Origin of the sequence: Curtobacterium sp. MCLR17_055 (assembly GCF_003234305.1) — a bacterium.
Classification (GTDB): Bacteria; Actinomycetota; Actinomycetes; order Actinomycetales; family Microbacteriaceae; genus Curtobacterium; species Curtobacterium flaccumfaciens.
On record NZ_QKSX01000002.1, the window covers coordinates 1 to 25281 of the forward strand.

Here is a 25281-nt window from a genome sequence, read left to right on the forward strand (position 1 = left end):
TTCGGCACCGACGCCGTCAAGCGCGGCCTCCTCGTCGGCACCGCCACCATCACCGCCCAGATCAAGTAACACCCCGCACCACCACAATCGGCCCGGACCACGCAGCAGCGCAGTCCGGGCCGACGTGCGTCGGTTGCGGTGGACGTGAGGAACGACGGACTGGAGGCGCGGTGCCAGACCGCACCGCGCCTCCAGTCCGTCTCGTCGGTGCTTCCACAGCCCCACCGCGTGCGGTGGCGACCGCTGCTATGGTCGTTGCAGGCCACGGGAGGGGTGACCGATGGGGGATCTACAGGTCGACGAGACAACGCTCGATGCGCTGACGAACGCCTTGACGCCGGTACCGCAGGCGGTCCGGCTCGACCGGGCCTTCAGCGATCCGCGAGAGGACGCATTCGGGTCGGGCGAGGTCGCAGACGCGCTGGGGACGGCCGGCACCGCCATCACCGACCGTGCCGAGGTGCTCGCGCAGTCCCTCAGCGCCATCGGGCAGTACCCGCGCGAGGTGGCAACCAATATCTCCGCGGTCGAGGACGACCTCGCAGGCCGGTCTGGCGGTCGCTGATGTCCTGGACGACGACCGACCCCGGAGCGGGCGACACCGTCGCCGTCGCGGCGCTGGCGACTGCGCGACGCACCAAGGCTGATGACCTGCACGACGTCGAGCGGACCCTGCGCGACGTCGCGAGCGACGGCCAGAGCGCCGACTGGAAGGGACGCGCGAAGGAACCGTTCCTGTCGAACATCGGCGATTTCGGCGCGGACACGATGATGCTCCGGGCTGCGCTCGTCGAGCAGGCGTCCGCTCTGGAGCGGTACGCGATGGACCTCGAGGCGGTGCAGCAGGAGCAACAGCGGCTCGAGATCGCCCGGGCTTCGGCCGCAGCGGCTCTCGCGTCCGCCCAGACTGCGTCCGAGACGGCTCGCGACGAAGCACGCTCGGCTGCGAAGGACGCCACCACGACCCCCGAGGCGGGCGCTGCACTGCAGTCCACCGCGAACAGGGCCGACGACCAGCTTTCCCACGCAGTCGCGACGACCCGGTCACTCGACATGGAGTGGGACGCGCTCGTCGAGCAGCGTCGTGCGGCCGACCGGCGGTGCATCGACGCGCTCTCGGCCCGCCGGGCGAACGGACTTCCCCAGAAGCTGAGCGGGTCCGACATCGCGAGTGCGACCCCGTTGACGCTGCTCGCCCTGCTCCAGGGCATGAGCGCCGACGAGGCTGCAGCGTTCCTGAAGGCCCACCCCGAAGTCGTCGAGACCATCCAGCAGGCCGACCCCGGCGCGGTGCGCGCGTGGTGGCAGTCGCTCGGGAGCGGCGACGACGGAACCTTGTCCCCCGAGCAGCAGGCACTCATCGCAGCAGTGCCGTCGGTGCTCGGCGGACTGAACGGCCTCCCGCCCGCGGCGCGCGTCGCGGCGAACAAGAACCTCGCGGGGAACCGCCTCTCAGCCGTGCAGTCTCGGCTCCAGGCGCTCCGACTGGCTCTGGCCTGGTCCGAGGCGCTCTCCGGTCGGACCGACAAGTCGACCAAGGATGAGATCGACCGGCTGGCGCTCGAGGAGAAGTACCTGCTCCGGGTCACGGCCGAGCCGCCGAAGACCCAGCTGTACCTGTACGACCCGGACGACCATCGGATCATCGAGATGATCGGCACGCCGTCGCCGGACACGAAGCACGTGATCACGTACGTGCCGGGGACCTTCAGCAATGTCGAGTCCTTCTACAACGGCAGCGTGCAACAGGTGCCCGAATACCTCCAGGGGTACTCCCCCGAGGACACGGTCGTCTTCGTCGCGAAGGACGGCGTCTTCCCTGGCGAGGAGACAGCCGGCGCCGCTGGGGTCGCGGAAGCCAACGACCCCGACTTCGCTCTCGCTCCCGCAGAACGACTGCGGCAGTTGTCGGCCGGGCTCGACGTGGACCCCGACCTGACGGACGCGCAGACGACGGCGATCGGGCACAGCTGGGGCCTGGCGAACATCACGACCTCGGAGACCCTCGGTGCACAGTACGACCAGGTCGCGTCGCTTTCCGGAGCCGGTATGCCGGAGACGTGGCAGCCCAACCGACAGACCACCTACACGGACTACTCCTACGTCGACATCTTGCAGGTCGGGCAAGCGACGGGCGGGGTGTGGGACGGGAACAATCCTCGCCGGAACCCGGCGTTCGGCCACGGCGAGTACTACGGGCCGCCGCCCGAGGACGTGAACCCGTACGATTTCGGGTACCTCATGGACCAGCACAACAAGGTTGCTCGGATCGAAGGAAACCAGGACGTCCTCGACGACCTCGTGGAGGAGATATTCCCGTGACCAGACACCCGGCCATCTCATCCGCCATCGGGGCGATCATCGCCCTCGCACTGACCGCATGCACCGGAGGGCAACCCATGCCGGCATCACCGACGACATCATCGGGTTCCGATCAAGCGGAGACCCGCGCTGCGGCCGAGGAGCGCACGGGTGCCGTGCAACGAAAGATCGCCGACACGTTCAACGCCGAGAAGATTTCGTCTGAGATGACTCGGAAGTGGGTGCTGCTCGCATGTTCTGACTCAGAGGTGCAGTCTGCCGGCGGCATCACCCTGCGGCTGACGAAGTCAGAAGCAGTGGATCCCGCGTACGGCAAGATCCGGTCCGAGTTCTCAACGGACCCCTCGTTCACTGCCGAGACAGACCGGACCGGCAAGGGCCTCGAACGGCTCGCGCTCAGCCGCGGGACAGGCGAGCGATACCTGGTCACTGTCGACAACGAATCGCTGACCGTCCGGATCGCCTCGTTCTCGCCCTGCTATCGGGGTTCCTTGTCCGACCGTTGAGCACACCGATGCGCTGGAGGACCGTGGCGCCGGGACCGCAGGTCTCGACGAGGCCTGCGGCGATCTGGGCAAGTGAACGCCCGGCTCGTTCCTGGGCTGAGCGACACCTCACGGGGTCTGAGGGGCGTGAGCTGTCGCTAGCCACGAATCACGCCCAAGACCATGGACGAGACGGACAAGGTCGCACGCATCGAGGGCGATCGTGCCGTCCTCGACCAACTCGCCGAGGAGATCTTCGAGTGACCACCCGCTCCGCTTGGTTCGTCGCGGGTTTCGTGACGACGTTCGCACTGTCCATCACTGCCTGCGCTGGAGGACCATCGATGAACGAACAATCCGAGCCGGGCGCAACCACCTCGGTGTCCCGGACAACTGCTGAACGTCGCACAACGGAGATCCAGGACCGGGTGATCGGTGCGATCCCGGACGACGCGGTCACCAGCAGCCGCACGATCGACTGGACGCTGTTGGCCTGCTCGGACACCGCTGTCTCGGCAGCGGGCGGCGCCGCCATCACGCTGGCGCGGCCAGTGGACGTCGATGAGACCTACGACGCGATGACCGCCGCTGTGCGGGACGACGGGTACACGGCCGCCACTGACACGACCGACAAGGGCGCGAAGCGATTGACGCTCACCGGGACGAACGACGACCAGCACCTCATCACGATCTACAACGACACCAGGAAGGTCCGGTTGTCGTCGTTCTCGCAGTGTTTCCCGGGTTCGTTGAACGACGAGTGAGTGAACGCCCGCCTCGTTTCGGGCTGAGCCACACCTTGCGTGGTTCACCGGGCGTGGGCTGTCGTCCGGCGCGAGATCACGGCCCGAGCTCGTGGTGCGCCGGGCCGGCGGCAGCTGCCGCGACTCGGTTCCGCGGACAGGCTGCGGGTGACGGGAGGCGCGGTCTGTCCGGCAGGGCGAGACTCGGTCGGCCGCGGGCACGCGCGCAACGAGCAACGCCCCGACCGGACCGGTCGGGGCGTTGCTCGTGGTGGTGCCGATCAGCGGATGATCGAGATGTTGTCCGCCTGCGGGCCCTTCTTGCCGGGCCCGATCTCGTACTGCACGTGATCGTCCTGGGCGAGCGGCCGGGAGCCGGTCGCCGCGACGATGCTGGAGAAGTGCGCGAACAGGTCCTGGGACCCGTCGTCGGGGTGGATGAAGCCGAACCCCTTGCTGTGGTCGAACCACTTGACGGTGCCCGTGGGCATGGCGGTCAGCACGGCGTCAGTGGATGCGCAGCTGCGCGACCATGGGGCACGCGAAGGGGTCGCGGGCAGCGAGGCCGACGCGGTTGAGGTACCGGACGACGATCCCGTACGAGCGCAGCAACGTGGTCTCGGTGTACGGCACGTCGAGGGTGTCGCAGTGGTCACGCACGAGCAGGCGAGCCTGCTTCAGCGCCGGACGCGGCATCGACGGGAACAGGTGGTGCTCGACCTGGTAGTTCAGGCCACCCATCAGGAACGACACCCACCAGCCGCCACGGATGTTGCGCGACGTGCGCACCTGGCGGGAGAAGAAGTCGACCTTCGCGTCGTGGGCGATCGTCGGCATGCCCTTGTGGTTCGGGGCGAACGAAGCACCCATCATCACGCCGAACACGGCCAGCTGCACCCCGAGGAACGCACACGCCATCCCGAACGGCAGGAACCAGAACACCACCGTCAGGTAGATCGCGAAACGGGCAACGAGCAGGGCGCCTTCGATGAGGCGGTGCTTCTTGTCGGCCTTGGTGCCGTTGCCGGTGACGATGGACATCACGGCGTAGCGGTGCAGGTTCAGGCCCTCGAGCGTGAGGAGGGGGAAGAAGAGCCACCCCTGGAAGCGCATGAAGGTCTTCATGGCGCCACCCTTGACGGCGGCGGCGTCCTCCGGCAGGAAGCGGATGCCGTCGGGGGCGATGTCGGGGTCCTTGCCGACGGTGTTCGGGTTGCCGTGGTGGCGGGTGTGCTTGTTCATCCACCACGAGTAGCTGAGGCCCACGAGGAACGTGCCGAGCCAGCGGCCCGCGCGGTCGTTCCACTTCTGGGACTCGAACACCTGACGGTGCGCGGCTTCGTGCGACAGGAACGCGAACTGCGTGAACAGCACGCCCAGCGCGCCGGCCACGATCAGCTGGAACCACGAGTCACCCAGGAACGCGAACGCGACCCAGGTGAGGGCGAGGCTGCCGACGAGTGCGCCGAACAGTGCCCAGTAGAAACCGGTACGACGGCGCAGGAGGCCGTTCTCCTTCACCTGCGCCAGGAGCGCGGAGTAGGTCGAGGTGCCCTTGCGGGCCCCCGTAGCGGGACGAGTGCGGGTGTAACCCGGAGCGAGCGGAGTGGTGGTCATGTGGACCGCCTTCCGGTACGGATCGGTCCTTCAACCGGTTCGAGGGAGTTCACGCGATTGCGCTTGCGGCGACCCTAGGGGCCGAACTTGCGTGTTCACCGTGGTGTCCAGAACACGTTGCGCAGTGCACGAACTCAGCCCGCGTGGCGCTCCGGACCGTCCGCGCACCGACCGGACGATGCGCGCAACGTCTGCCCCGGGTACTCCCCGAACCGACGGAAGTACGTGCCCGAGAACCGCCCCAGGTGCCGGAAGCCCCAGGCCATCGCGGCCTCGCTCACACTGGTCTCGTGCCGGCTGCCGGACTCCAGCACCGCGTGCACCCGGTCGAGCCGCATCCGCAGCAGGAACGTCATCGGCGACACACCGTGCTCCCGCATGAAGGCCGTCTGCAGGGTCCGCGGACTCACGCCCACGGCGTCGCAGATGTCGGCCAGGCACAACGTCCGCTCGCAGTGTCCGTCGAGGTAGGCCTCGGCGAGCTCGACCGTCGACGGCGTCACCGCGCGGCGGAGGACCGCGGGCGTCCGCACGCCGAAGGCTCCGAGGACGGCCTCGACCAGCGCGACCTGCGCACCGGTCCGGGCACCGGACGTGAACCCGTCGCGCGTCGCGGTGACGGCCACCTGCTCGACGCACCGGCGCAGGTGTTCGAGGGCCGCGACGGCGGGCTCAGCACCCCGCGTCGGCAGTTCGGACGCTGCTCCCAGCGACGAGCGCACCTGGTCGAGGAGCGACCGGTCGATGCTCACGAGCTGCAGCGTGCCCTTCGGGGCGCGCACCGAGAACTCCCCGGACGTCGGCATCAGGACGGGCGTGCCCGGGCGGGTCTCGAGGACGACGCCGTCCTCGACGGCGATGCGGACACCTCCGGTGCTCGACCACCCGACGACGATGCGGTCGAGGGGCTCGAAGACCCCGGAGAAGCCGGAGGTCGCCGACGCCGTGACGAGGCTCACGCAACCGTCCCGTCGGGTCCGGTAGCGGAACCGGAACGGCAGCCGGAAGGCGTCGTCCTCGACGTCGAAGCGCACGTCACGGCCGTGCCCGGCCTGGGCGAGCACGCGTGCGGCGAAGGCCCGGTCGGTGCCGGATCGTTCGGTGCGGCGTCGCTGCGCGTCGATCCTCGCGGTGACGGTCCGGGCGGCGTCGGTCCCGTGGACCGCGGTCAGCACGGTGCCTCGTCGAAGCGCTGTCCGCAGCGGTGTTCGAACCAGGCGCGGGCGTCCTGCAGGCTCGCTCGCCGGTCGTGCTCGTGCAGCGCCGCCATGAGCGTGCAGTCGAACCCGTCCACCGTGCGCTCGATGAAGCCGAGCAGCATGTCGGGATCCCCCCATGCAGCTGCGGCGTCGACCACCCGCCAGCACCCGGCGTCGACCGGCTGGACGCGGATGTCCGTCGGGTCCGTCGCGGCGAGCGCACGGATCCGATCGGTGTGGACGACCTGCTGCCAGACGGCGGCCTCGGTCATCACGGTCGTGGATCCCTGGCGGTGTCCCATCGCGCCCTCCCTGTCGGTTCGATGTGGCGCATCGCTTCGACCGCGATGCACGAGACACTTTCAGTATCGACAGGACGATTCCGGTCATGTCAGGGGTTGACTTCGTACCGCGCAAGGTGGATCATCCGTCGCCTCGATCGGTGCCCTGGGAGCGCGCCATCGGCGGGTCCCGTACGGTCGGCGCATGAGCGACGGGAGCAGCGCGACCCAGGACGGCCCGCCCCGACTCTCGCGTGCGGTCCGGGATGCGATGCGGTTCGTCCACGAGCAGGCTGCGACCCACATCACCGTCGCCGACGTCGCCGCGGCCGTGCAGCTGTCGCCGCGGAGCCTGCAGAAGCGGTTCCAGGCCGAGATCGGGCAGTCCCCCGGAACCTTCCTGCGCGCCGTACGCCTGGAGGGTGTCCGTCGCGACCTGCAGGAAGCCTCCGGTGCGCCGGACCGGCGGACGATCGCGGAGATCGCCGAGCGCTGGCAGTTCAGCAACGCGGGCCGGATGGCTGCGGCGTTCCGTGCGGCGTACGGCATCGCGCCCTCGTCGGCGCTGCGGTCCTTCGTTCCCGAGGACGACGAGGACGGCGCACCGAGCCTGTCGGACCGGAACCAGCGGCGCTTCCGCCTGGTGCTCGACTGCGAGGTCGACGTCGACGACGCGAAGGCGGTGCTCGCCGGTGCCCTGCAACGCGCCGGCGCCGGTCCGTGGCGGGACTACCGGCCGGACGGCGGCAGCGAGGACCTGATGGCGTTCCTGCTCGGCAACGCGGTGCGGACGGTGGTGCGTGAGACCTCCGGCGTGACGCTGGTGGCCCTGGACGCGATGCTCCGGGTGCAGGACGAGCAGGGGTCGTACCCACCCGCAGAGCTGCCGGCCTGGCGCGCCGGCCCACCGCCGAACGTGCCTGCGCCGTCCGGATCGTCCGACACCGACCAGCGCGTAGGATCGAGAGACGGCAGGGAAGGCGCCCATGGATGACGCATTCGAGCGTGCACTCCGTGCGCTCCGGTCGGCGGAGATCGCCGACGACGAACTCAGTCGGCCGTTCGCGCTCGCGCTGCCGATGGGCGGTGTCTCGATCTCGACCTTCGGTGACCTGTGCCCGAGCGAGACCGTGTCCGCGACCGACGAGGTCGCCACCCGGATCGACGAGATCCAGCTCGACCTGTCCGAGGGACCGTGCTGGACCGCGCTCGCGACCGATGCTCCAGTGCTGGAGACGGATCTCGTGCAGCGTCCGAACGCCGCGTGGCCCGCCTTCAACGATGCCGTCCGGAGCGAACCCGTCGGCGCGGTCTTCGCGTTCCCGGTCGCCTTCGGGCCGTTCCCGCTCGGCGCGATCGACGTGTACGTGCCGGAGCCCGCGACGATCGAGGACGACACCGTGCGGCAGGCCATGACCCTCGCCTCGGCCGTCAGCCGCCGGGTCCTGCGCCGGGCGCTGCGCTCCATCGCGGACGAGGACGACGCCCTGCTCGACCGCAGCCCGTCGTCGCGGCGCGTGGTGCACCAGGCCACCGGGGTCGTGCTCGCGCAGCTCGACATCAGCCCCGAGGACGCCTACCTACTGCTGCAGGGGCACGCCTTCGCCCGTCGGACGACGATGCGGCGGGTGGCGGAGGAGATCCTCGACGGCACGGTCCGGTTCGAGAAGCGAGGCGACCTGATCGAGGAGGTCCAGTGACGACGGCAGGCCGAGAAGCCCGGATCCTGGAGACGTTCACATCGCTCGCCGACACCCTGGTGGACGCCTACGACGTCGTGGAGCTGCTGCAGACCCTGGTCGAGACGTGCGCCGACGTGCTCGACATCGACGCCGCGGGCATCCTGCTCGCGAACGACGACCAGGAGCTCGAGGTCGTGGCCTCCACATCGGAGGCGACGCGGCTCGTCGAGGTGCTGCAGCTCGACGCCGAGGCCGGCCCCTGCATGACCTCGTTCGCGACCGGACGGGTCGTGACGTGCCCGGACATCGAGGTCGCCCCGGCGGAGTGGGCGATGTTCCGCACGGGTGCGCTGGCGCTCGGGTTCCGCTCCGTGCACGCCGTGCCGCTCCGGCTGGGGAGCAACGTCATCGGCACGCTCAACCTGTTCGGGGCCGGCGTCGGTGCCCTCGCGGAGTCGGACCTGCGCGTCGCCCGGGCCCTGGCCGACGTGGCGACGATCGGCATCCTGCACGAACGGTCCCTGCGCGAGCACGAGGTCGTCCGCGCGCAGCTGCAGCGGACCATCGGGTCGCGCGAGGTCATCGAGCAGGCCAAGGGCGTCGTGTCGTACCTGCGCGGCGTCTCGATCGAGGACGCCTTCGCGGTGATCCGCGGGTACGCGCTCGAGCACCACGAGCCGCTCTCCGAGGTCGCCCGCGCGATCGTGCAGCGCCGACTCGTCCCCTGACGACCCCGGCCGGTCCGCCGGGTCCGGTGCCCCTCCGCCCGCTACGGTGAGCGGATGGGCAAGGTCACGCTGCAGGACGTCGCCGCGCACGCCGGCGTCTCGATGAAGACCGTGTCCAACGTCGTCCGTGGCTACCAGCACGTCAGCGACCCGATGCGCAGCCGGGTGCAGGCCGCGATCGACGAGCTCGGCTACCGCCCGAACGTCTCGGGGCGGTCCCTGGCGACCGGACGCTCGAACATGCTCGCCTTCGCGTTCCCCGACCTGCGGCGTCCGTACTTCGCCGAACTGGCCCACGTGTTCTCCCGGGTGTGCGCCGACCGCGGCTACCAGCTCCTGCTCGAGGAGACCGGCGGCGACCCCGACGGTGAACGCTCGGCGGTGCGGGGTCGTGAGGCCGGCGTGGTCGACGGGGTCGTGATCCACCCGCAGGTGCTCACGCCCGAGGCGATCGACCGGATCCGCGGGGACACCGCCGTGGTGTTCCTCGGCGAGGACGTCCGGCCCCCGCACGCCGACCAGGTCGTCATCGACAACGCCGGGGCTGCCACCGAGGCCGTCGCGCACCTCGTGGCGCTCGGCTGCCGCCGCATCGGGTTCTTCGGACACGAGACCGGCCCGTCGTCGCGCACGTCCGGACTCCGTCTGGACGGCTACCGCGCCGGACTCGTCGCCGCGGATCTGCCGCTCGACGACGCGCTGCTGGTCCCCCGCGAGGTCGGCGACGCCGCCGGTGCCGAGGTCGCCTTCGGCGCCGCGCTCGACGCCGGACTCCGCGTCGACGGGCTGCTCTGCCGCGACGACCTGGCCGCGCTCGGGGCGCTCCGGGCGATGCGCCTGCGCGGCCTGGACGCCCCCGGCGACGTCGCCGTCGTCGGGTGGGACGCGGTCGGCCTCGGGTCGAGCCTGGTGCCGAGCCTGACCTCCGTCGCGCCCGACACGGTCGCCCTCGCCGACACCGCACTCGACCTGCTGGTCGAGCGGATGGACGGCTCCGACGTGCCCGGCCGACTGGTCACGGTCGGCCACCGCCTGCTCGTCGGCGAGAGCGCGCCGTACGCGGACGGCACGTCCGACCGGGCGGCGCACCAGGGCGCCTGACGACGGACGGGAGGCCCGTGGCGGTGCCGCCACGCGCCTCCCGTCCGCAATTCCCCGTCGACTGCCGTCAGCGGTCTGCGGGAGCCGACTCCCCCGGGTGCACGCTGCCGAGCAGCTCGACGACGACGTCCCGCACGGCGTCGGGCAGGCCGACGGTGCCGAGCTCGACGATGCGGTCCGCACGCGGCAGGTCCTTCGCCACGACCTCCCACGCCTCGAGCTTCTCCGGGTTGCCGGCCTGCGCGCCCTCGAGGACCCGCCGCACGGCCTCCCGCGCGTCGAGACCGATGACCGGAGCGCCGACCAGCGTGACCGATCCGCCCGACGCCGAGTCGACGGACAGGTCGACCGAGAACCGGTCGGCCGAGCGTGCCGACGTCGGTTGGCCGTCGGCCGGTGCGGCGAGGAACGTGATCCGCCAGTCGCGGTGGGCGGGGACGACGTCGAGGGCCCCGGTGGTGGCGTGCACCCGGAACTCGGCGTGCTCTGGGTCCCAGGTCAGGCGGGTCCGGGCGGTGCGGCTGCCCTCGCCCTCGTGGTCCTCGACCAGGGTGAACTCACCCGCCGCACCCGGTGCGACGAGGACCTCGAACGCCGTCGGGTTGACGGTTGCGTCGAGCTGATCGGCCGCCGCGAGTGGCAGGATCCCTCCGGCGCGCAGCAGGACCGGCACCGTGTCGAGCGTGCGGTGCAGGTCGACGAACCGGTCACCCGCGTACACCGTGCCGGTGAAGACGTCGGTCCAGGTGCCCGGCGGCAGCCAGGCCCGGGCGACCCCGTGCCGGCTGACCGGGTCGCGCGGTGCCACGATCGGGGCGACGAGCATCTCCGAGCCGAACGCGTAGGTGTTCGGCACCCGGTACGCCTCGTCGCGGCGCGGCTCCAGGTGGTAGAGCGGCCGGACCAGCGCGGTGCCCTCGGCGGTGCCGTGGTTCATCGTGTGCAGGTAGGGCACCAGCCGGTGACGGAAGCGGAGCGCCTCCCCCATCGCGGCGCGGGCCTCGGCCGGGAACGCCCACGGCTCCTTGCGGATGAACGGGTTGTTCGCGGAGTGCAGGCGCATGATCGGCGAGAACACCCCGAACTGCACCCAGCGGGTGGCGAGCTCGTCGTCGCGGACGCCGCGGGTGTGGCCGCCGATGTCGTGGCTCCACCAGGGGTAGCCGATGTTCGCGGCGGTGGCGGTGAACTCGGGCTGGAACGCCAGGGACGCCCACGACACGACGGCGTCACCGGAGAACCCGACGGCGTACCGGTGGCTGCCGGGGCCGGCGTAGCGCGAGAAGGTCATGCCGTCGACGGGGGCCGGGACCGCGGTGGTGTCTGTGTCCGCGGTCGTGTCGGCGGTTGCGTCGCCGGACGCCGCGTGTCGCGCCGAGTCGAGCAGGTGGAAGTGGTTGAGCAGCCACAGCGGGTCGACCCCGGGCAGCCCGGTCTCACGACCCTGCTGCCAGTCGATCCACCAGAAGTCGACTCCCTGCTCCTCGAGCGGACGGTGCAGCTGTTCGAAGTAGGCCTGCAGGAACCGCCGGTCCGTCGGGTCGAACGGGATCGGCTGCTCGGTCTCCGGGTCGACGCCCATCGCCCGGGCCACCGCGGGGTAGGCGTCCTCGAACGCCCGCACGCCGTCGGCCGGGTGCAGGTTCAGCGTCGTGCGCATCCCCCGGCGGTGCAGCTCGGCGAGGAACGCCTCGGGGTCCGGGAACAGCGACGGCTCCCAGGAGTACCCCGTCCAGCCGTTGCCGAAGCGCGGCGGGACCGAGTCCACCCGGTGCCAGTCCATGTCGATGACGGCGACCGAGAACGGCAGGTGTTCGGCGGCGAAGCGGTCCAGCAGCTCGAGGTACGAGGTGTCGCTGTACGGGTGGTACCGGCTCCACCAGTTGCCGAGTGCCCACCGCGGCATCCGTGAGGGCGGCCCGGAGACGGCGTGGTACGTGCGGAGCGCGGCGTCGTAGTCGCGGCCGTACGCGAAGACCGTGACGTCGCGGCGCTCGGGGACCCGTGTGCCGATCCAGCCGTCGTCGGCGAACAGGAACGACTCGCTGTCGTCGAGCGCGGTGATGCCGTCGCGGGCCAGGATCCCCGGCTCGAGCGGCATCCGGCCGTCGACGTCGTCGAGGGTGCGGCCGGTGCCGCCGAGGTCGCGCGGCTCCTGCCCCCAGCGCCAGCGGTTGGCGTCCGGACCGGTGGTCTCGACGACCAGGCCGCTCGGGCTGAAGGGGCGGCCGTCGTAGCGCAGGCGGGCGCGGTCCGTGGTGACGACGACGCCGGCGCCGGTGCCGGTGCCGTCGGCGCCGGCCGTCCACTCCACGGTGAAGGCCGGCACGGGCAGGCGTCGGCGCATCGCGAAGGTCGATGCGCGGTCCTCGAACCCGCCGTCGTCGCTCCACTCGATGCGGAACGCCCCGGCGTCGAGCACGGTGATGCGCCAGTGGTCGCCGGTGACGACGGCTGCGGGGTCGGCGACCGGGTCCGAGCCCGGGAACGGACGGATGGTGGGGAGGACGGCGCCGGTGGTGCCGGTGCCGGTGGTGCTGGTGCTGGTGCTGCTCACGTGGTGCCTCTCAGCTCTTGACCGCGCCCTGCGTCACGCCGCTGATGACCCAGCGCTGCGCGAACAGGTAGACGATGATCGTGGGCGCCATCGCCATCAGGTACGAGGCGAAGGCGACGTTGTAGTTGGTGCCGAACTGACTCTGGAAGATGTTCTGCACCACGGGCAGGGTCTGCAACCCCGGATCCGCCGTGATGAGCGACGGCATCATGAAGTCGTTCCACGATGCCAGGAAGGCGAAGATGCCGACCGTCGCGTTCATCGGGCCGAGGAGCGGCAGGATGATCCGCCAGAAGATCTGCCACGTGGACGCCCCGTCGATGCGGGCGCTCTCCTCGAGTTCGACCGGGATCGACCGCAGGTACGCCGAGTAGAGCAGCACGCTGAACGACAGTTGGAACATGGCGTGCAGGATCCCGACGCCGATCGGGTTGTCGAGGCCGATCTCGGCGGTCAGCTTGATCTGCGGCAGCGCCACCACCGGGAACGGCAGGAACATCGCCGCGAGCAGGTAGACGAACGAGTACCGGAAGAACCGCTTGTGCCAGTTCCGGACGATCGCGTACGAGGCGAACGAGCTGAGCAGCAGCGTGGCGACGACGGTGAGCGCCGCGACGCCCAGCGACACCGAGAAGGACACCGGGAACCGGGTCAGCTGCCAGGCCTCGGCGAACGAGCCCGGGTTGAACGGGAACGGCAGCGAGAGTGCATTGCCGTCGACGGACTGCTCGGTCGTCTTGAACGCCATCGAGAGCGTCACGTACAGCGGGATGAGCACGGTCAGCGACGCGAGGCCGAGGACCACGGTCAGCGTCCAGTTCGTGCCGCCCAGTCGTCGGCGGTGGCCGCGGCCGGAGCGACCGGTGCCGCCGGTGGTCACGGCGCGGGTGTCGGTCGGGGGTCGTGTGTCGATGGCGGTCATGCGAGTCGCAGGTTCCTTCCGCGGGTCGCCGCGAGCTGCAGCACGGAGATGAGGACGGTGATGATGAAGAACACGGTCGCGTTCGCCATCTGGTAGGCGTAGTCGCCGCCGGTGAAGCCGCCGAAGATGGTCATCGCGACGCTGCTCGTCGCGCTGCCGGGGCCGCCGTTGGTCAGACCGACGATCACGTCGTAGGCGCCGAGGTAGCCCTTCACACCGAGCACGGTGTTGATGACGATGAAGCCGCCGAGCAGCGGGAGCGTGATCGAGCGGAGCTGCTTCCAGCCGGTCGCGCCGTCGAGCGCACTGGCCTCGTACAGCTCCTCGGGGATGGACGTCAGGCCCGCCGTGTAGATGAGGAGCGCGCCGGGCACGGTCTGCCAGGCGGACACGATCACGATCGCGAGCCAGGCGAGGTTCGGGTCGCCGAGGATGCTCTGCTCGAGCGGGCCGAAGCCGACGCTCGTGGCCAGGGCCGGCACGGTGTTCGAGAACAGGAAGTTGAACACGTAGGCGACGATGATCCCCGAGATCACCATCGGGATGACGAACACCGACCGCAGCCCGGCGGCGAACCGGATCTTCTTCGCCAGGGCGATCGCCAGGGACAGCGCGACGACCTGCGTGACGACGACGGTGACGGCCGCGAAGCCGAGCGTGAAGCCGTACGACGCCAGGATCGCCGGGTCGGAGACGAGCGCCTTGTAGTTCTCGACGCCGATGAAGTCCCACTGCCCGAACCCGAGGTAGTCGGTGAAGCTGTAGAAGACGCCGACGCAGGCGGGGGCGACGACGAACGCCGTGAACAGCACGAGGGCCGGCACGAGGAACAGGTAGTACATGCCCTCGGTGCGGCTGAGTGAACCGACACCGCGGGAACCCACACGCCGGTGCGTGCGGGCTGCGTCGGTCGCCGGTCCGGAGGTCTCCGGGTCGGTGTCGCGGGAGAGCGGGGTCTGCATGGTCATGGTGACTCCTGTGTCCTGGTCCGGCTCAGACCGTCGCGGAACGGCCGGCGAGCCGCCGCCAGTCCGAGTCGAGCCGCTGCAGCATCGAGGTGAAGTCCCCGCTCCGGATCGCCGACTGCAGGTAGTTGCCGAGCGGGATCGACGTGGGGATGAAGGTGCCGGCGCCCTGGTAGAACGCCGCGTCGTCGACGTACTGCTGCAGGCCGGCGAGGCGCTCGTCCTGCTGCGGCGGTGCGTCGATGCGGGGCGAGTACGCCAGGTTGTCGCGGTTGTAGGCGTCGATGACCTCGGGCTGCATGAGGAACTCGACGAGCTCCTTCGCCTGCTCCGGGTGCTCGGACGCCGTGGGGATCCAGAGCCCGAGGTCGATGTTGACCCGGGCCTTGCGGTCGGCCGGGTCGTTCGACACCGGCAGGGCGAAGGTGCCGACGGGCAGCTCGTCGTCGATCAGCGCGATCTGCCCGAGCGCCCACGGGCCCTGCAGGTACATCGCGGCCTCGCCCTTGCCGAACGCCAGGTTGCCGTCGGCGTAGGCCCGGGTGGCGTGGTCGCGGTTGAAGAACGACGAGATGGTCTTCGCACGCTCCATCGGCACCGCGAAGTCCTTCTCGAACGACACCTCGGAGTCGGGGCCGACGTCGGCGCCGAGGGCCTTCATCTTCCGGAAGAACGAGCCGGTGTCGACGAGGCTGCCCACCGAGTAGTCGAACAGGCCCTGCCAGAGCGTCCAGGTGTCCCGGTCGGTGGCGTAGATCGGCGTGATGCCGGCCTTCTGCAGGGTCCGGCAGACCTCGACGAACTCGTCCCACGTCGTCGGGACCGGCAGGTCGTGCTCGGCGAAGATCCGCTTGTTGTAGATCACCCCGGCTGCCGCGAGCGAGTACGGCAGCACGCTCGTGCGGTCCTCGAACTTCGCGTACTGATTCGTCAGGGTGTCGATGTCCGGGCGGACCCGCGCTGCCGACGGCAGTTCGCTGAGGTCGCTGAGCACGCCGCGCGAGATGTACCGGGCGAGCTCGAGGTTGTCGTTGAAGCACCCGACGTCCGCCGGTTCGCCGCGGACGAACTGCGGGGCGATGGCCGCCGTGCTGTCGTGCACGACCGACATGCCCGCGTGCTCCCCCTCGAACCGCCGCAGCAGCTTGTCGAAGTACGCGATGACCTCCTGTTTCTGCTCGTAGAAGCGGAGCGTCGTGCCACCACCGGCGGCACGCCCCGGGGTCGCGCACCCGGCGAGCGCCATCGTGCCGAGTGCGATGCCACCGGCCGCGCCCGCGAGGAACCCCCGCCGGCTCACCGCCGCCTGGAGTGTTGCGGTCCTGCTTCCCACCATCGGGTCTCTCCCTCGTCGCGCATCGTCGCGCAGGCTCCTGTTTACAGCGCTGTAAAGCGTACGTCAACGTTGTAATCGCATGTGGCAGTGGTCAGTGCGCCCCACGGACGGGAGGCACGGTGCCAGCCCGCCCCGCGCCTCCCGTCCGCCGCGCAGCGCGTCCACGGCCGCGCGCCGCGCCCACCGGGACGGACACGGCACGGAGCTGGCAGGATCGTCTGATGGCTGAGGACGAACGGGACATCGCACTCCGGGTGGGGCACGAGGAGCTCCGCATCCGCGGGGTCTACGAGACCATCAGCATCATCAACGACGTGATGGTGGCGCTCTGGTTCATCGTCGGCAGCGTCCTCTTCTTCTCCGAGACCACCACGACGGCCGGCACCTGGCTGTTCCTGATCGGGAGCATCCAGCTGCTCATCCGTCCCGTCATCCGGCTGTCGCGGAGGCTCCACCTCGCCCGGGTCGGCCGGGGGAACCCCACGGAGTCCGTGCGCGATTTCTGAACCACGACACGCCTGGGCGAACACACAGGAACGCGAGCAGGCACCATGGAGTGCATGGCAAGCACCACTCCTCCCCTGCCCGGACCCGTGACCACGACACCGCAGTTGCGGCGGTGGGTGTTCTGGCCCGCCGCCGTCATCGTGCTGGGGTTCGTGGCCTTCACCCTGATCTCCCCCTCCACCGCCGAGGCGCTGTTCCTCGGTCTGCAGGACGGCATCGTCAAGAACTTCAGCTGGTACTACGTGCTGATCGCCGCGTTCTTCGTCGGCTTCTCGCTGTTCGTCGGCTTCAGCCGCTTCGGTGACATCAAGCTCGGCAAGGACCAGGACGAGCCCGAGTTCTCGACCGGTTCGTGGTTCGCACTGCTCTTCGCCGCCGGCATGGGCATCGGCCTCGTCTTCTACGGCGTCTCCGAGCCCCTCAGCCACTTCGCCTCCCCGCGCCCCGGCGTCACCGGCACCGAGAAGGAGCTCGCGCAGCAGGCACTGACCCAGACGTTCCTGCACTGGGGCCTGCACGCGTGGGCGATCTACGTCGTCCTCGGCCTGGCCCTGGCGTACGCGATCCACCGCCGGGGTCGCCCGGTGTCGATCCGTTGGGCCCTCGAGCCGCTGCTCGGCAACCGCGTCCGCGGCGGCTGGGGCAACCTGATCGACGTGATCGCCCTGGTCGGCACGCTGTTCGGCGTCGCGACCTCGCTCGGCCTCGGGGTGATCCAGATCGGCGCCGGACTCGAGAGCGCCGGCATCGCCGACAGCAGCATCGTCAGCCAGATCGCCATCATCGCGGTGATCACGGCCGTCACGATCGTCTCGCTCGTCACCGGTGTGACCAAGGGCATGAAGATCCTGTCGAACTTCAACCTGCTGCTCGCCGCCGCACTGCTGTTGTTCGTGCTCATCGTCGGCCCGACGCAGTTCCTGCTGCGGGACTTCGTGCAGTCGATCGGCTCCTACCTGCAGAACATCGTCGGCCTGTCGTTCAACGTCACCGCACAGCAGGGCGCCGAGGGCGAGGCCTGGCAGGGCGCCTGGACCACCTTCTACTGGGGCTGGTGGATGTCGTGGGCGCCGTTCGTCGGTGTCTTCATCGCCCGCATCTCCAAGGGCCGCACGGTCCGCCAGTTCGTGTTCGGTGTCCTCCTGGTGCCGACCGCGCTCACGTTCCTGTGGTTCGCCGTCCTCGGTGGCACCGCGATCCACCGCCAGACCGACGGTTCGGGTGGCCTGATCGGCTCGGACGGCTCGGTCGACATCGAGGGGTCACTGTTCGCGGTCCTCGGCGACCTGCCCGCCGGCATGGTCCTGACCTACGGCGCGATCCTGCTCATCGGCGTGTTCTTCGTGACCTCGTCGGACTCCGGCTCGCTCGTCATGGCGATGATCGCGTCGGGCGGTGACATCGAGCCGAAGAACTGGCTGCGGGTCTTCTTCGCCGGTGTCGCTGCGCTGCTCGCCGTCGCCCTGCTGCTCAGCGGTGGACTGAACGCCCTGAAGACGGCGGCGATCACGACCGCGTTGCCGTTCAGCATCGTCCTGCTGCTCACCTGTTGGTCGACGATCATCGCCTTCACCCGTGAGCGCCGTGCCTACGACAAGGCCGAGCGCGAGGTGCTGCTCGAGCACGTCGGCGCCTACTACGGCCTCGAGGTCGAGGCACCGACCGAGCGTCCGGCACGGTCCGGCCTCGGCCGTCCGTGGGCCGCGGTGAAGAACCGTGTGCGCGGCGGCCGCGGAACCGCGGCCCCGACGGTGGGCGCGGGCGCGCTCGAGGACTTCCCGGTGCGGCCCGAGTCGATCTCGGCCGACCCTGCGGTCGACCCGAGCCTCGACGCGCGACCGGCAGCGGACGACGGGCCCGCGACGGAGCAGCCGGAGCGCTGACGCGGCGCGGCGCGCGCGGTGTGGTGCGAGGTTCCGTAGTCGGTGCGACGAACGTGCCCTCGCACCAGAGACGGAACCGCGCACGGGCCGTCAACGCGACCACCTGACGGACGGGAGGCACGGTGCCAGCTGGCACCGTGCCTCCCGTCCGTCAGGGCGTCAGGTGTCGGTCCGTGCGGACGCGACCTCGAGGGTCACGACGACCGCCACCACGGCGAGCGCCGTGACCGGCAGCGACACCGCCGGTACCGCGATCGACGCGAGGACGACGAGCACCAGGGCCACCACGACGGCGTTGGCCCGTGCCGACAGCGACGGCCGGATCGCGAGCGCCCAGATCGACAGCACGAACACGGCGACCGGCACCGCGACGGTCGCGGCGACCGAGGCGGACGACAGCGCGACGTGTCCGGCGTCGGCGCTGACCGCGACCTCGATGCCGGCGGGCAGGGCACCGGCGGCGGCGAAGACGAAGTAGTGGCCGTAGCCGAACACGAGCGCGGAGGGCAGCGAGCGGATGTGTGCGTGCTGCTCGCGGGAGAAGTAGATCCACCACATGCCGACGGTGATCGCCAGCGCGCACCCGGCGAGCGCCAGCAGGGCTCCGAGGTGCTCGGTGTGCGCGAGGGCATCGATCACCGCGCCGGCCGAGGCCACCAGCCCCTCGCCCAGGACGATGAGGGTGAACAGGGAGAACCGCTCGGCCAGGTGCCGGGTGTGCCACGGGGCCGTCCCCGTCGAGGTCTGCGCCCAGATCGGCACCGACAGCTCGGCGAGCACGAGGAACGGTGCGGCGTACCCCCAGACGTCTTCGGGCAGGGCGAGTGAGACCACCCAGAGCAGCTGCACGACGGTGACGCCGACGGCGTGCAGGGTCGCTGTCCGCCGGTACCGGGTGGAGGACGCGGCGGCGCGGATCCACTGCCCGACCAGAGCCAGCCGCATGACGACGTAGCCGATGACGCCGATCGTGAAGTCGTTCTCGACCATGGCCGCGTGCACCCCGGCGGCGAGGACGAGCACCCCCGCCATCTGCACGAAGGTCATCACCCGGTAGAGCCAGTCGTCGGTGTCGAACGACGTGGCGAACCAGGTGAAGTTCATCCACGCCCACCAGATCGAGAAGAACACCAGCCCGTAGGCCAGGACGGCGGAGGCCACGTGTCCCTCGAGCTCGATCTCGTGCAGGTTCGTCGCGGCGAAGCCGACCGCGACGACGAACACCAGGTCGAACAGGAGCTCCAGCGGGCTCGCGGCGCGGTGTCGCTGGTCGGGGTCACGCGGCACCATCCGGCGCAGTCCGATGGTCGGCATGGGGCCAACGGTAGGGCATCCCCAGAACGCGGACTGCTGACGGCGGGACCGGCCCTGCCGATCTGTCCGTGTGCAGGCCCCGCACCACCAGACCCAGCTCGTCTCGGCCGTGTACGTCGTGTCCGGCCGAACCCCTCCGACAGGAGTCCCGGTGACCTCACCGCGTCCCGCCGTCCGTCCCAGGTCGTTCCGCCGAGCGGCCGTCAGCGCCACCGCCGGCGCACTGACCGCCGCCACGCTGCTCGCGTTCGCCGTCACCCCGGCGCACGCCGCGACCTCGGACACCCCGCGCTCACCGGCCGATCCGACCGCTGCGGTGGCCGCACCACAGGAACAGCCTGGAGGCTCGTCCCGCGTCGGTCCGGCCGCGGACGGCGTGCAGGTGGGTTCCGGCTCCTACGCGCCGGCCCCGCCGGACGAGATCACGGACATCGCCGACGTGCGGAAGACGCTGGACCAGCGGCTGTACATCGACCCGTCGAAGGCCGGCGAGCCGGTGCCGACGAACCAGTGGTGGACGGACCTGCTGGTCAGCAAGTACTCCGGCGACATGTGGGCGTACCCGTTCGTCTCGTCGAACAGTGCCGCGGGCACGAAGCTCACGATCCCGACGCGGTGGAACAGCGATGGCACAGCGATGCGCCTGGAGTCCCCGGTGACGGTGGGCGGGACGGTGGAGCCGACCCCCGACGCGAGTGACCGCACCCTCGCCGACTTCGAGGACGGCCTGCCCGACGGCTGGACCGCGACCGGTGACGCGTTCACCGGCACGGCCACGGGGACGGCCGCCGGGCAGAGCACGGTCTCCGGGTGGCTCGGCGGACGCTTCCTGAACTCGTTCAGCGACGAGGACGGCGACGGCGCGACCGGCACGCTCACCTCGCCGGCGTTCACGATCGACCGTTCGACCCTGGCGTTCCTGGTCGGCGGTGGCCGACACCCCGACCACGAAGCCGTGCAGCTCCTGGTCGACGGCGACGTCGTGGCGAGCAGCACCGGGACGGACAGCGAACAGCTGCGCTGGGACAGCTGGGACGTCTCCGCCCACCGAGGGCAGTCCGCGCAGCTGCGGATCGTCGATGACCTGCGTGCCGGGTGGGCACACGTGCTGGTCGACCAGGTCCTGCTCACCGACGCCCCGGACGGCCTCGCTGACCGCTTCGCGACCACGTTCCGGGCGAAGCAGGCCGATGCGCTCCGCTGGGGCGACTGGAACGTCAGCTGGCGGATGCCGCAGGACGGCCCGGGCGGGCAGTACATGGACGTCACGAGCGTGCAGGGTTCGCCGTACGAGTGGTTCGAGTTCCACGGCATGACCCCGCGCCTCACCCTGCAGGACGGTGCCGAGATCACCGACGGAGACGGCGAACCGCTCGACCTGCCGGTGACGACGGACCGGTTCGAGATCCGCCAGGACGGCCACGTCTTCGGCGTGCACGCCCCCGACGGGACGACCTTCACCCGTGTCGGGAACGCACTGGAGGCCTCATCCGGCACGCCCTACCTGGTGCTCAGCGCGGTGCCCGAGCAGGGGCTGTCCCTCGACGACCTGCACCGCACCGCCTTCGCGGTCCCCCGTGACACGACGATGACGTACTCGTACGACCCGGCGGCGGCGAACGTCCGCCAGCAGTGGTCGATCCGCACCGACACGCTGCAGGGCGACGACCACGACACCGTGCAGGGCTGGCTGCAGCACCAGTACGCCGACGCCATCACGAACCTGCGCTTCACCGGCGCCACGTACGAGACCCCGCGCGGCACCATGCGGACCACCGTCGGCCACGACGGCTGGACCCTGGACTACGCGTTCACGGGCATCACGCCGATCGGTGCCACGCCCGAGGCGGTCGGGGAGGACCCGTACTCCGAGCAGGTCATGCGCGAGTACCTGCACGACTACGCCGCGAGGACGACGTACGGCGGGGACACCTACTGGGGCGGCAAGGACGTCCTGCAGCTCGCCGAGTACATGACCATCGCGCGGCAGATCGGTGCCACCGAGGACGCCCGGACGCTGCAGGACACCCTCGAGCGCGCCCTGACCGACTGGTACACGTACACGGACGGCGAAGCGGAGCACTTCTTCGCGATGTACCCGACGTGGAAGGCCCTGATCGGGTTCGCCGACTCGTACGGGTCGGCCCAGTTCAACGACAACCACTTCCACTACGGGTACTTCGCCGTCGCGACCGCCATGCTCGGCCGGGTCGACCACGAGTGGGCCGCGAAGTACCAGGGCATGGCGACACTCGTCGCGAAGCAGTACGCGAACTGGGACCGCGACGACGCCCGGTTCCCGCACATGCGCACGTTCGGCGTCTGGGAGGGCCGGTCGAACGCCGGCGGTGTGTCGTCACCCGGCGGCAACAACCAGGAGTCGTCGTCCGAGGCGATCCAGTCCGAGGCGGGGCTCTTCCTGCTCGGCTCGGTCCTCGGCGACGAGGAGATGCAGGCCGCCGGTGCGGTGCAGTACGTCACCGAGCGCGCGGCCGTCCGCGACTACTGGCAGAACGTCCGCGGCAACCCCGCCTCGGCGTCGTACGACGGCAACGGCGCGTTCCCGGACGAGTACGAGCACGGGCAGGCGGGGATCCTGTTCGACTCCGGGCAGGCCCACGCGACGTACTTCTCCGGCGACCCCGCCTGGATCTCCGGCATCCAGTGGATGCCGATCGCCCCGTGGTTCGACTACTTCGGCTGGGACCCGGGCTTCTCGAAGGCCCTGATGCGCGAGATGATGGCCGCCCGCCCGGAGTCCATCGGGCAGGCCGGGGTCACGGACGGCAACGCGGCACGCATCCAGATGCTCACGAAGAAGTGGTGGGGTGTCGGCAGCTACGGCGACGTGAAGATCACCCGCGACCGCCCGGCCGCGATCGGTGAGCTGCAGGACGCGATCCGCGCGGTCGAGACGAACCACCCCGGGTACGTCACCCGGCGAACCGCGGCGAACCCCCTGTACGACCCGGCCACCGACACCCTGCTGGTGAGCGTGGACGACGACGGACGGGTGGTGTTCCCCGACCGGTACTGGACGCCGGAGAACCTGCCCGACTCGCTGGTGCCCACCGAGCTCGACGGTCCCACCGCCGACCGGAAGCCCCAGGACTGGCCGACGCCGTCCCCGCTGATGCCGTTCCTGGTGGACGACTTCCGCGCCGACACCGCGACCATCGACCAGCTGTACGGCGTCGACCTCACCGACCACACCCCGGGCGAGGACACCGAGCACGCCGCACGGGTGTTCAGCGGCATGGGTGACGCCCTCGGCAACGTCGTGCTCGGGTTCCTCGGGCAGTACGACCCGGACACCTACGCCGACGTGCACGCCGCACTGTGGGCCGCCGACGACCCGGCCGTGACCGGACAATCGATGGCCGGCCTCGTCTACCACCAGGCGATGTCGAACCGGACCGTCGGCACCGAGGTCACCGACCGGCACACCTCGGACCCGCTCAGCCAGGTGTTCCGCGCACCGGACGGCACGATCAGCTACGTGCTCGACAACCCCGACACCGTGCAGCACACGTACGACGTCTACGAGGGCACCGAGGTGATCGGCCAGATCGCGGTCCCGGCCCAGACGCAGATCACGTCGCACCTGGACGCGCGGCTCACCGAGGTGGTCGTCTCCACCCAGGGCGCCCCGAAGACGATCGTCCCCGGCGCGACCACGACCTTCACCGCCACCGGCTACGACCAGTACGGCGCCACCGTCGCGCTGGACGAGGTCACCTGGTCGACCGACACCGGCACGATCAGCGCCGATGGCCTCCACCGCGCATCGGAGCGCGCGGAGCAGGCGACGGTCACCGCCACGATCGGCGGGGTGCACGGGTCGTACGCCTTCCGGGTCGCACCGGCACCGGTCCTCACGGGGTTCGACGTCACGCCCGGCTTCGACCGGCTCGTCGTCGGGACGCCACAGCGGTTCCGTGCCGCCGGCCACGACCAGTACGGCGACCCGGCGGCCCTGCCCGCCGACGTCACCTGGTCGTACACCGGCGCCGGGAGCGCCGGGACCGACGGCACCGTGACGACCACCGCCGCGGGCTCCGGGTACGTCGTCGCGACCGATGGCGGTGTCGAGGGCTCGGCGGTCGTCGCCTCGGTGACGTCGATCCCCGACGCCGCAGCGGGTGCCGACGTCGACGCGAGCTCCTCGGACGGCGGCAACGTCGCCGGGAAGGCCGTCGACGGGGACCGCAGCACCCGGTGGGAGAGCGCGCACGGTGTGGACGAGGTCGACTACACGATCGACCTCGGGCGGCTGACCGACGTCGACACCGTGCGGGTGGACTGGGAGAACGCCGCCGCCGCACGGTACGTGCTGCAGGTCCGGGACACCGCCGACGGCCCCTGGCGCGACGTGCGGACCGTCGACAAGACAACGGCCGACATGGACACGGTGCCCGTGGGCGAGACCGCCCGGTTCGTGCGCCTGCACCTGACTGACCGCCTCACCGGGTACGGGTACTCCATCTGGGAGGTGCACGTGTCCGGCACCCCGGCGGCCTCGACCGTCGACGTCGAGGACGTGCTCGTCGCACCGCGCAGCGCGACCGTCCGCACCGGTGACACGGTCCGGATGGCGGCCTACGGGTTCGACCGCCACGGGTTCGGCGGGCGGCTCGCCGCGGACCGCCCGGAGTGGGCCGTCGACGGCGGCGGAAGTGTCGAACCGGACGGCGTCGTCACCGCAGCGACCGAGGGCGGCGTGACCGCGACGGTCACGGCCACCGTGCCAGGAGCATCCGGGACGGCCACCGTCACGACCCTCGACGAGGCGACCGACGGTGACGACGACGGCGGAACGGCACCCGCCCGCTCTCGTGACATCGCCGCCGGCAAGCCCGTCACCACCTCGTCGGACGAGCGCGGCGACCTGTCCGGCGGCAACGCGGTGGACGGCGACGACCGGACCCGATGGGCCAGCGCAGCACGCGACGGCGAGTGGGTGGCCGTCGACCTCGGGCAGGTCGTGCCGATCGACCAGGTGCAGCTCGACTGGGAGGCCGCGTGGGCCGAGGCCTACCGCGTCCAGGTCCGCGACGACGAAGACGCCCCCTGGCGGACCGTCGCGGAAGAAGCCCACGGGACCGGCGGCGAGGTGACCCACCGGCTGGAGGGCGACGACGTCACCGGCCGCTGGGTCCGGGTCGTCGCGGACCGCCGGCACACCGCGTTCGGCGTCTCGCTCTGGGCGCTCCGCGTCACCTCGACGCAGGGCGAACCGACGCCGGACCTGGCACGACGGGCGACCGTGTCGTCATCGGCCGACGAGGGTGACGGCGTCCCCGCACGGAACGCCGTGGACGGCGACCCGGGATCACGCTGGGCGAGCGGGCACACCGACGACCAGTGGCTCGCCGTCGACCTCGGCGCACCGCACCGCCTGCACGGCGCGGTGCTCCGGTGGGAGGACGCCTTCGGACGCTCCTACCGGATCGAGGCGCGGAACGCGGGCGACGACGGGTGGACGACGCTCGCCACCGAGACCGACGGTGACGGCGGGACCGACCGGCACGCCCTGGACGGCTCGTGGCGGTACGTCCGCGTGCACGGTGTCGAACGGGCGACCCCGTACGGCTACTCGCTGTACGACCTCGAGATCCGGTAGCCGGGGCAGCACCCGT

The 25281-nt window shown here is 70.7% G+C and carries 20 protein-coding genes; 11 read left to right on the forward strand and 9 right to left on the reverse strand.

Annotation, left to right across the window (positions count from 1 at the left end; genetic code table 11):
* The first annotated feature begins 280 nt into the window (after positions 1–280).
* From DEJ09_RS01840 to DEJ09_RS01855, 4 genes are all read left to right on the forward strand, one after another.
* A complete protein-coding gene (locus DEJ09_RS01840; protein ID WP_111087466.1) occupies positions 281–565 on the forward strand; it encodes a hypothetical protein in 285 nt (94 codons plus the stop codon).
* On the forward strand, positions 565–2322 hold the full coding sequence (locus DEJ09_RS01845) for a hypothetical protein (RefSeq protein WP_111087467.1): 1758 nt from the start codon (positions 565–567) through the stop codon (positions 2320–2322). Before DEJ09_RS01840 ends, DEJ09_RS01845 begins: the two co-directional genes overlap by 1 nt.
* The gene (locus tag DEJ09_RS01850) at positions 2319–2828 is read left to right on the forward strand and encodes a hypothetical protein (RefSeq protein WP_146245654.1); all 510 of its coding nucleotides are present in this window, start codon (positions 2319–2321) and stop codon (positions 2826–2828) included. The genes DEJ09_RS01845 and DEJ09_RS01850 overlap by 4 nt, the downstream gene beginning before the upstream one ends.
* Before the next feature lie 239 nt (positions 2829–3067).
* The gene (locus DEJ09_RS01855) at positions 3068–3571 is read left to right on the forward strand and encodes a hypothetical protein (RefSeq protein ID WP_146245655.1); all 504 of its coding nucleotides are present in this window, start codon (positions 3068–3070) and stop codon (positions 3569–3571) included.
* Positions 3572–3831: 260 nt separating this feature from the next.
* Here the strand turns inward: DEJ09_RS01855 and DEJ09_RS01860 are convergent, their stop codons facing one another.
* The 4 genes from DEJ09_RS01860 to DEJ09_RS18010 all read right to left on the reverse strand — a co-directional run bounded on the left by DEJ09_RS01860 (position 3832) and on the right by DEJ09_RS18010 (position 6668).
* On the reverse strand, positions 3832–4041 hold the full coding sequence (locus tag DEJ09_RS01860) for a cold-shock protein (RefSeq protein ID WP_071405807.1): 210 nt from the start codon (positions 4039–4041) through the stop codon (positions 3832–3834).
* 16 nt (positions 4042–4057) lie between these two features.
* Positions 4058–5167: an acyl-CoA desaturase gene (locus DEJ09_RS01865; RefSeq protein WP_110864824.1), complete on the reverse strand. Its 1110-nt coding sequence runs from the start codon at positions 5165–5167 to the stop codon at positions 4058–4060.
* A 134-nt stretch (positions 5168–5301) separates the two neighbouring features.
* A complete protein-coding gene (locus DEJ09_RS01870) occupies positions 5302–6342 on the reverse strand; it encodes an AraC family transcriptional regulator (protein ID WP_181433230.1) in 1041 nt (346 codons plus the stop codon).
* Complete coding sequence (locus DEJ09_RS18010) at positions 6336–6668, reverse strand: hypothetical protein (RefSeq protein WP_071405799.1); 333 nt, start codon at positions 6666–6668, stop codon at positions 6336–6338. The genes DEJ09_RS01870 and DEJ09_RS18010 overlap by 7 nt, the downstream gene beginning before the upstream one ends.
* 184 nt (positions 6669–6852) lie before the next feature.
* Here DEJ09_RS18010 and DEJ09_RS01875 point away from each other — a divergent pair, with 184 nt between their 5' ends.
* Genes DEJ09_RS01875 through DEJ09_RS01890 form a run of 4 tightly spaced genes read left to right on the forward strand, consistent with a single transcriptional unit; the run spans position 6853 to position 10158 of the window.
* Complete coding sequence (locus DEJ09_RS01875; protein WP_111030376.1) at positions 6853–7641, forward strand: helix-turn-helix transcriptional regulator; 789 nt, start codon at positions 6853–6855, stop codon at positions 7639–7641.
* The gene (locus tag DEJ09_RS01880; protein ID WP_111054343.1) at positions 7634–8347 is read left to right on the forward strand and encodes a GAF and ANTAR domain-containing protein; all 714 of its coding nucleotides are present in this window, start codon (positions 7634–7636) and stop codon (positions 8345–8347) included. The genes DEJ09_RS01875 and DEJ09_RS01880 overlap by 8 nt, the downstream gene beginning before the upstream one ends.
* Entirely contained in the window at positions 8344–9057 is a 714-nt protein-coding gene (locus tag DEJ09_RS01885; protein WP_111030378.1) for a GAF and ANTAR domain-containing protein, read from the forward strand. Before DEJ09_RS01880 ends, DEJ09_RS01885 begins: the two co-directional genes overlap by 4 nt.
* A 54-nt stretch (positions 9058–9111) precedes the next feature.
* Positions 9112–10158: a LacI family DNA-binding transcriptional regulator gene (locus tag DEJ09_RS01890; RefSeq protein ID WP_111054342.1), complete on the forward strand. Its 1047-nt coding sequence runs from the start codon at positions 9112–9114 to the stop codon at positions 10156–10158.
* Between the two features lie 67 nt (positions 10159–10225).
* Here the strand turns inward: DEJ09_RS01890 and DEJ09_RS01895 are convergent, their stop codons facing one another.
* From DEJ09_RS01895 to DEJ09_RS01910, 4 genes are read right to left on the reverse strand one after another with little or no spacing between them, the layout of a single operon-like run.
* Complete coding sequence (locus tag DEJ09_RS01895) at positions 10226–12715, reverse strand: TIM-barrel domain-containing protein (RefSeq protein ID WP_111087470.1); 2490 nt, start codon at positions 12713–12715, stop codon at positions 10226–10228.
* A 10-nt stretch (positions 12716–12725) separates the two neighbouring features.
* On the reverse strand, positions 12726–13637 hold the full coding sequence (locus DEJ09_RS01900) for a carbohydrate ABC transporter permease (RefSeq protein WP_111057388.1): 912 nt from the start codon (positions 13635–13637) through the stop codon (positions 12726–12728).
* Positions 13634–14605, reverse strand: a complete 972-nt coding sequence (locus DEJ09_RS01905) for a carbohydrate ABC transporter permease (RefSeq protein ID WP_111087471.1) — start codon at positions 14603–14605, stop codon at positions 13634–13636. Before DEJ09_RS01905 ends, DEJ09_RS01900 begins: the two co-directional genes overlap by 4 nt.
* Before the next feature lie 25 nt (positions 14606–14630).
* Positions 14631–15902 carry an ABC transporter substrate-binding protein gene (locus DEJ09_RS01910; protein WP_111087472.1) on the reverse strand — a complete coding sequence of 424 codons (1272 nt, stop codon included), beginning with the start codon at positions 15900–15902 and terminating at the stop codon, positions 14631–14633.
* Between the two features lie 257 nt (positions 15903–16159).
* Here DEJ09_RS01910 and DEJ09_RS01915 point away from each other — a divergent pair, with 257 nt between their 5' ends.
* Both DEJ09_RS01915 and DEJ09_RS01920 read left to right on the forward strand, forming a co-directional pair.
* Positions 16160–16444 carry a YrhK family protein gene (locus DEJ09_RS01915; protein WP_111087473.1) on the forward strand — a complete coding sequence of 95 codons (285 nt, stop codon included), beginning with the start codon at positions 16160–16162 and terminating at the stop codon, positions 16442–16444.
* A 54-nt stretch (positions 16445–16498) separates the two neighbouring features.
* A complete protein-coding gene (locus DEJ09_RS01920) occupies positions 16499–18328 on the forward strand; it encodes a BCCT family transporter (RefSeq protein ID WP_258373755.1) in 1830 nt (609 codons plus the stop codon).
* Positions 18329–18487: 159 nt separating this feature from the next.
* On the opposite strand, the gene DEJ09_RS01925 is transcribed toward DEJ09_RS01920, so the two are convergent.
* Entirely contained in the window at positions 18488–19642 is a 1155-nt protein-coding gene (locus DEJ09_RS01925) for a low temperature requirement protein A (protein WP_181433231.1), read from the reverse strand.
* 151 nt (positions 19643–19793) lie between these two features.
* Between DEJ09_RS01925 and DEJ09_RS01930 the strand changes: the two genes are divergently transcribed.
* Positions 19794–25265, forward strand: coding sequence for a discoidin domain-containing protein (locus DEJ09_RS01930; protein ID WP_111087475.1), 5472 nt, complete (start codon positions 19794–19796; stop codon positions 25263–25265).
* The last annotated feature ends 16 nt before the right edge of the window (positions 25266–25281 follow it).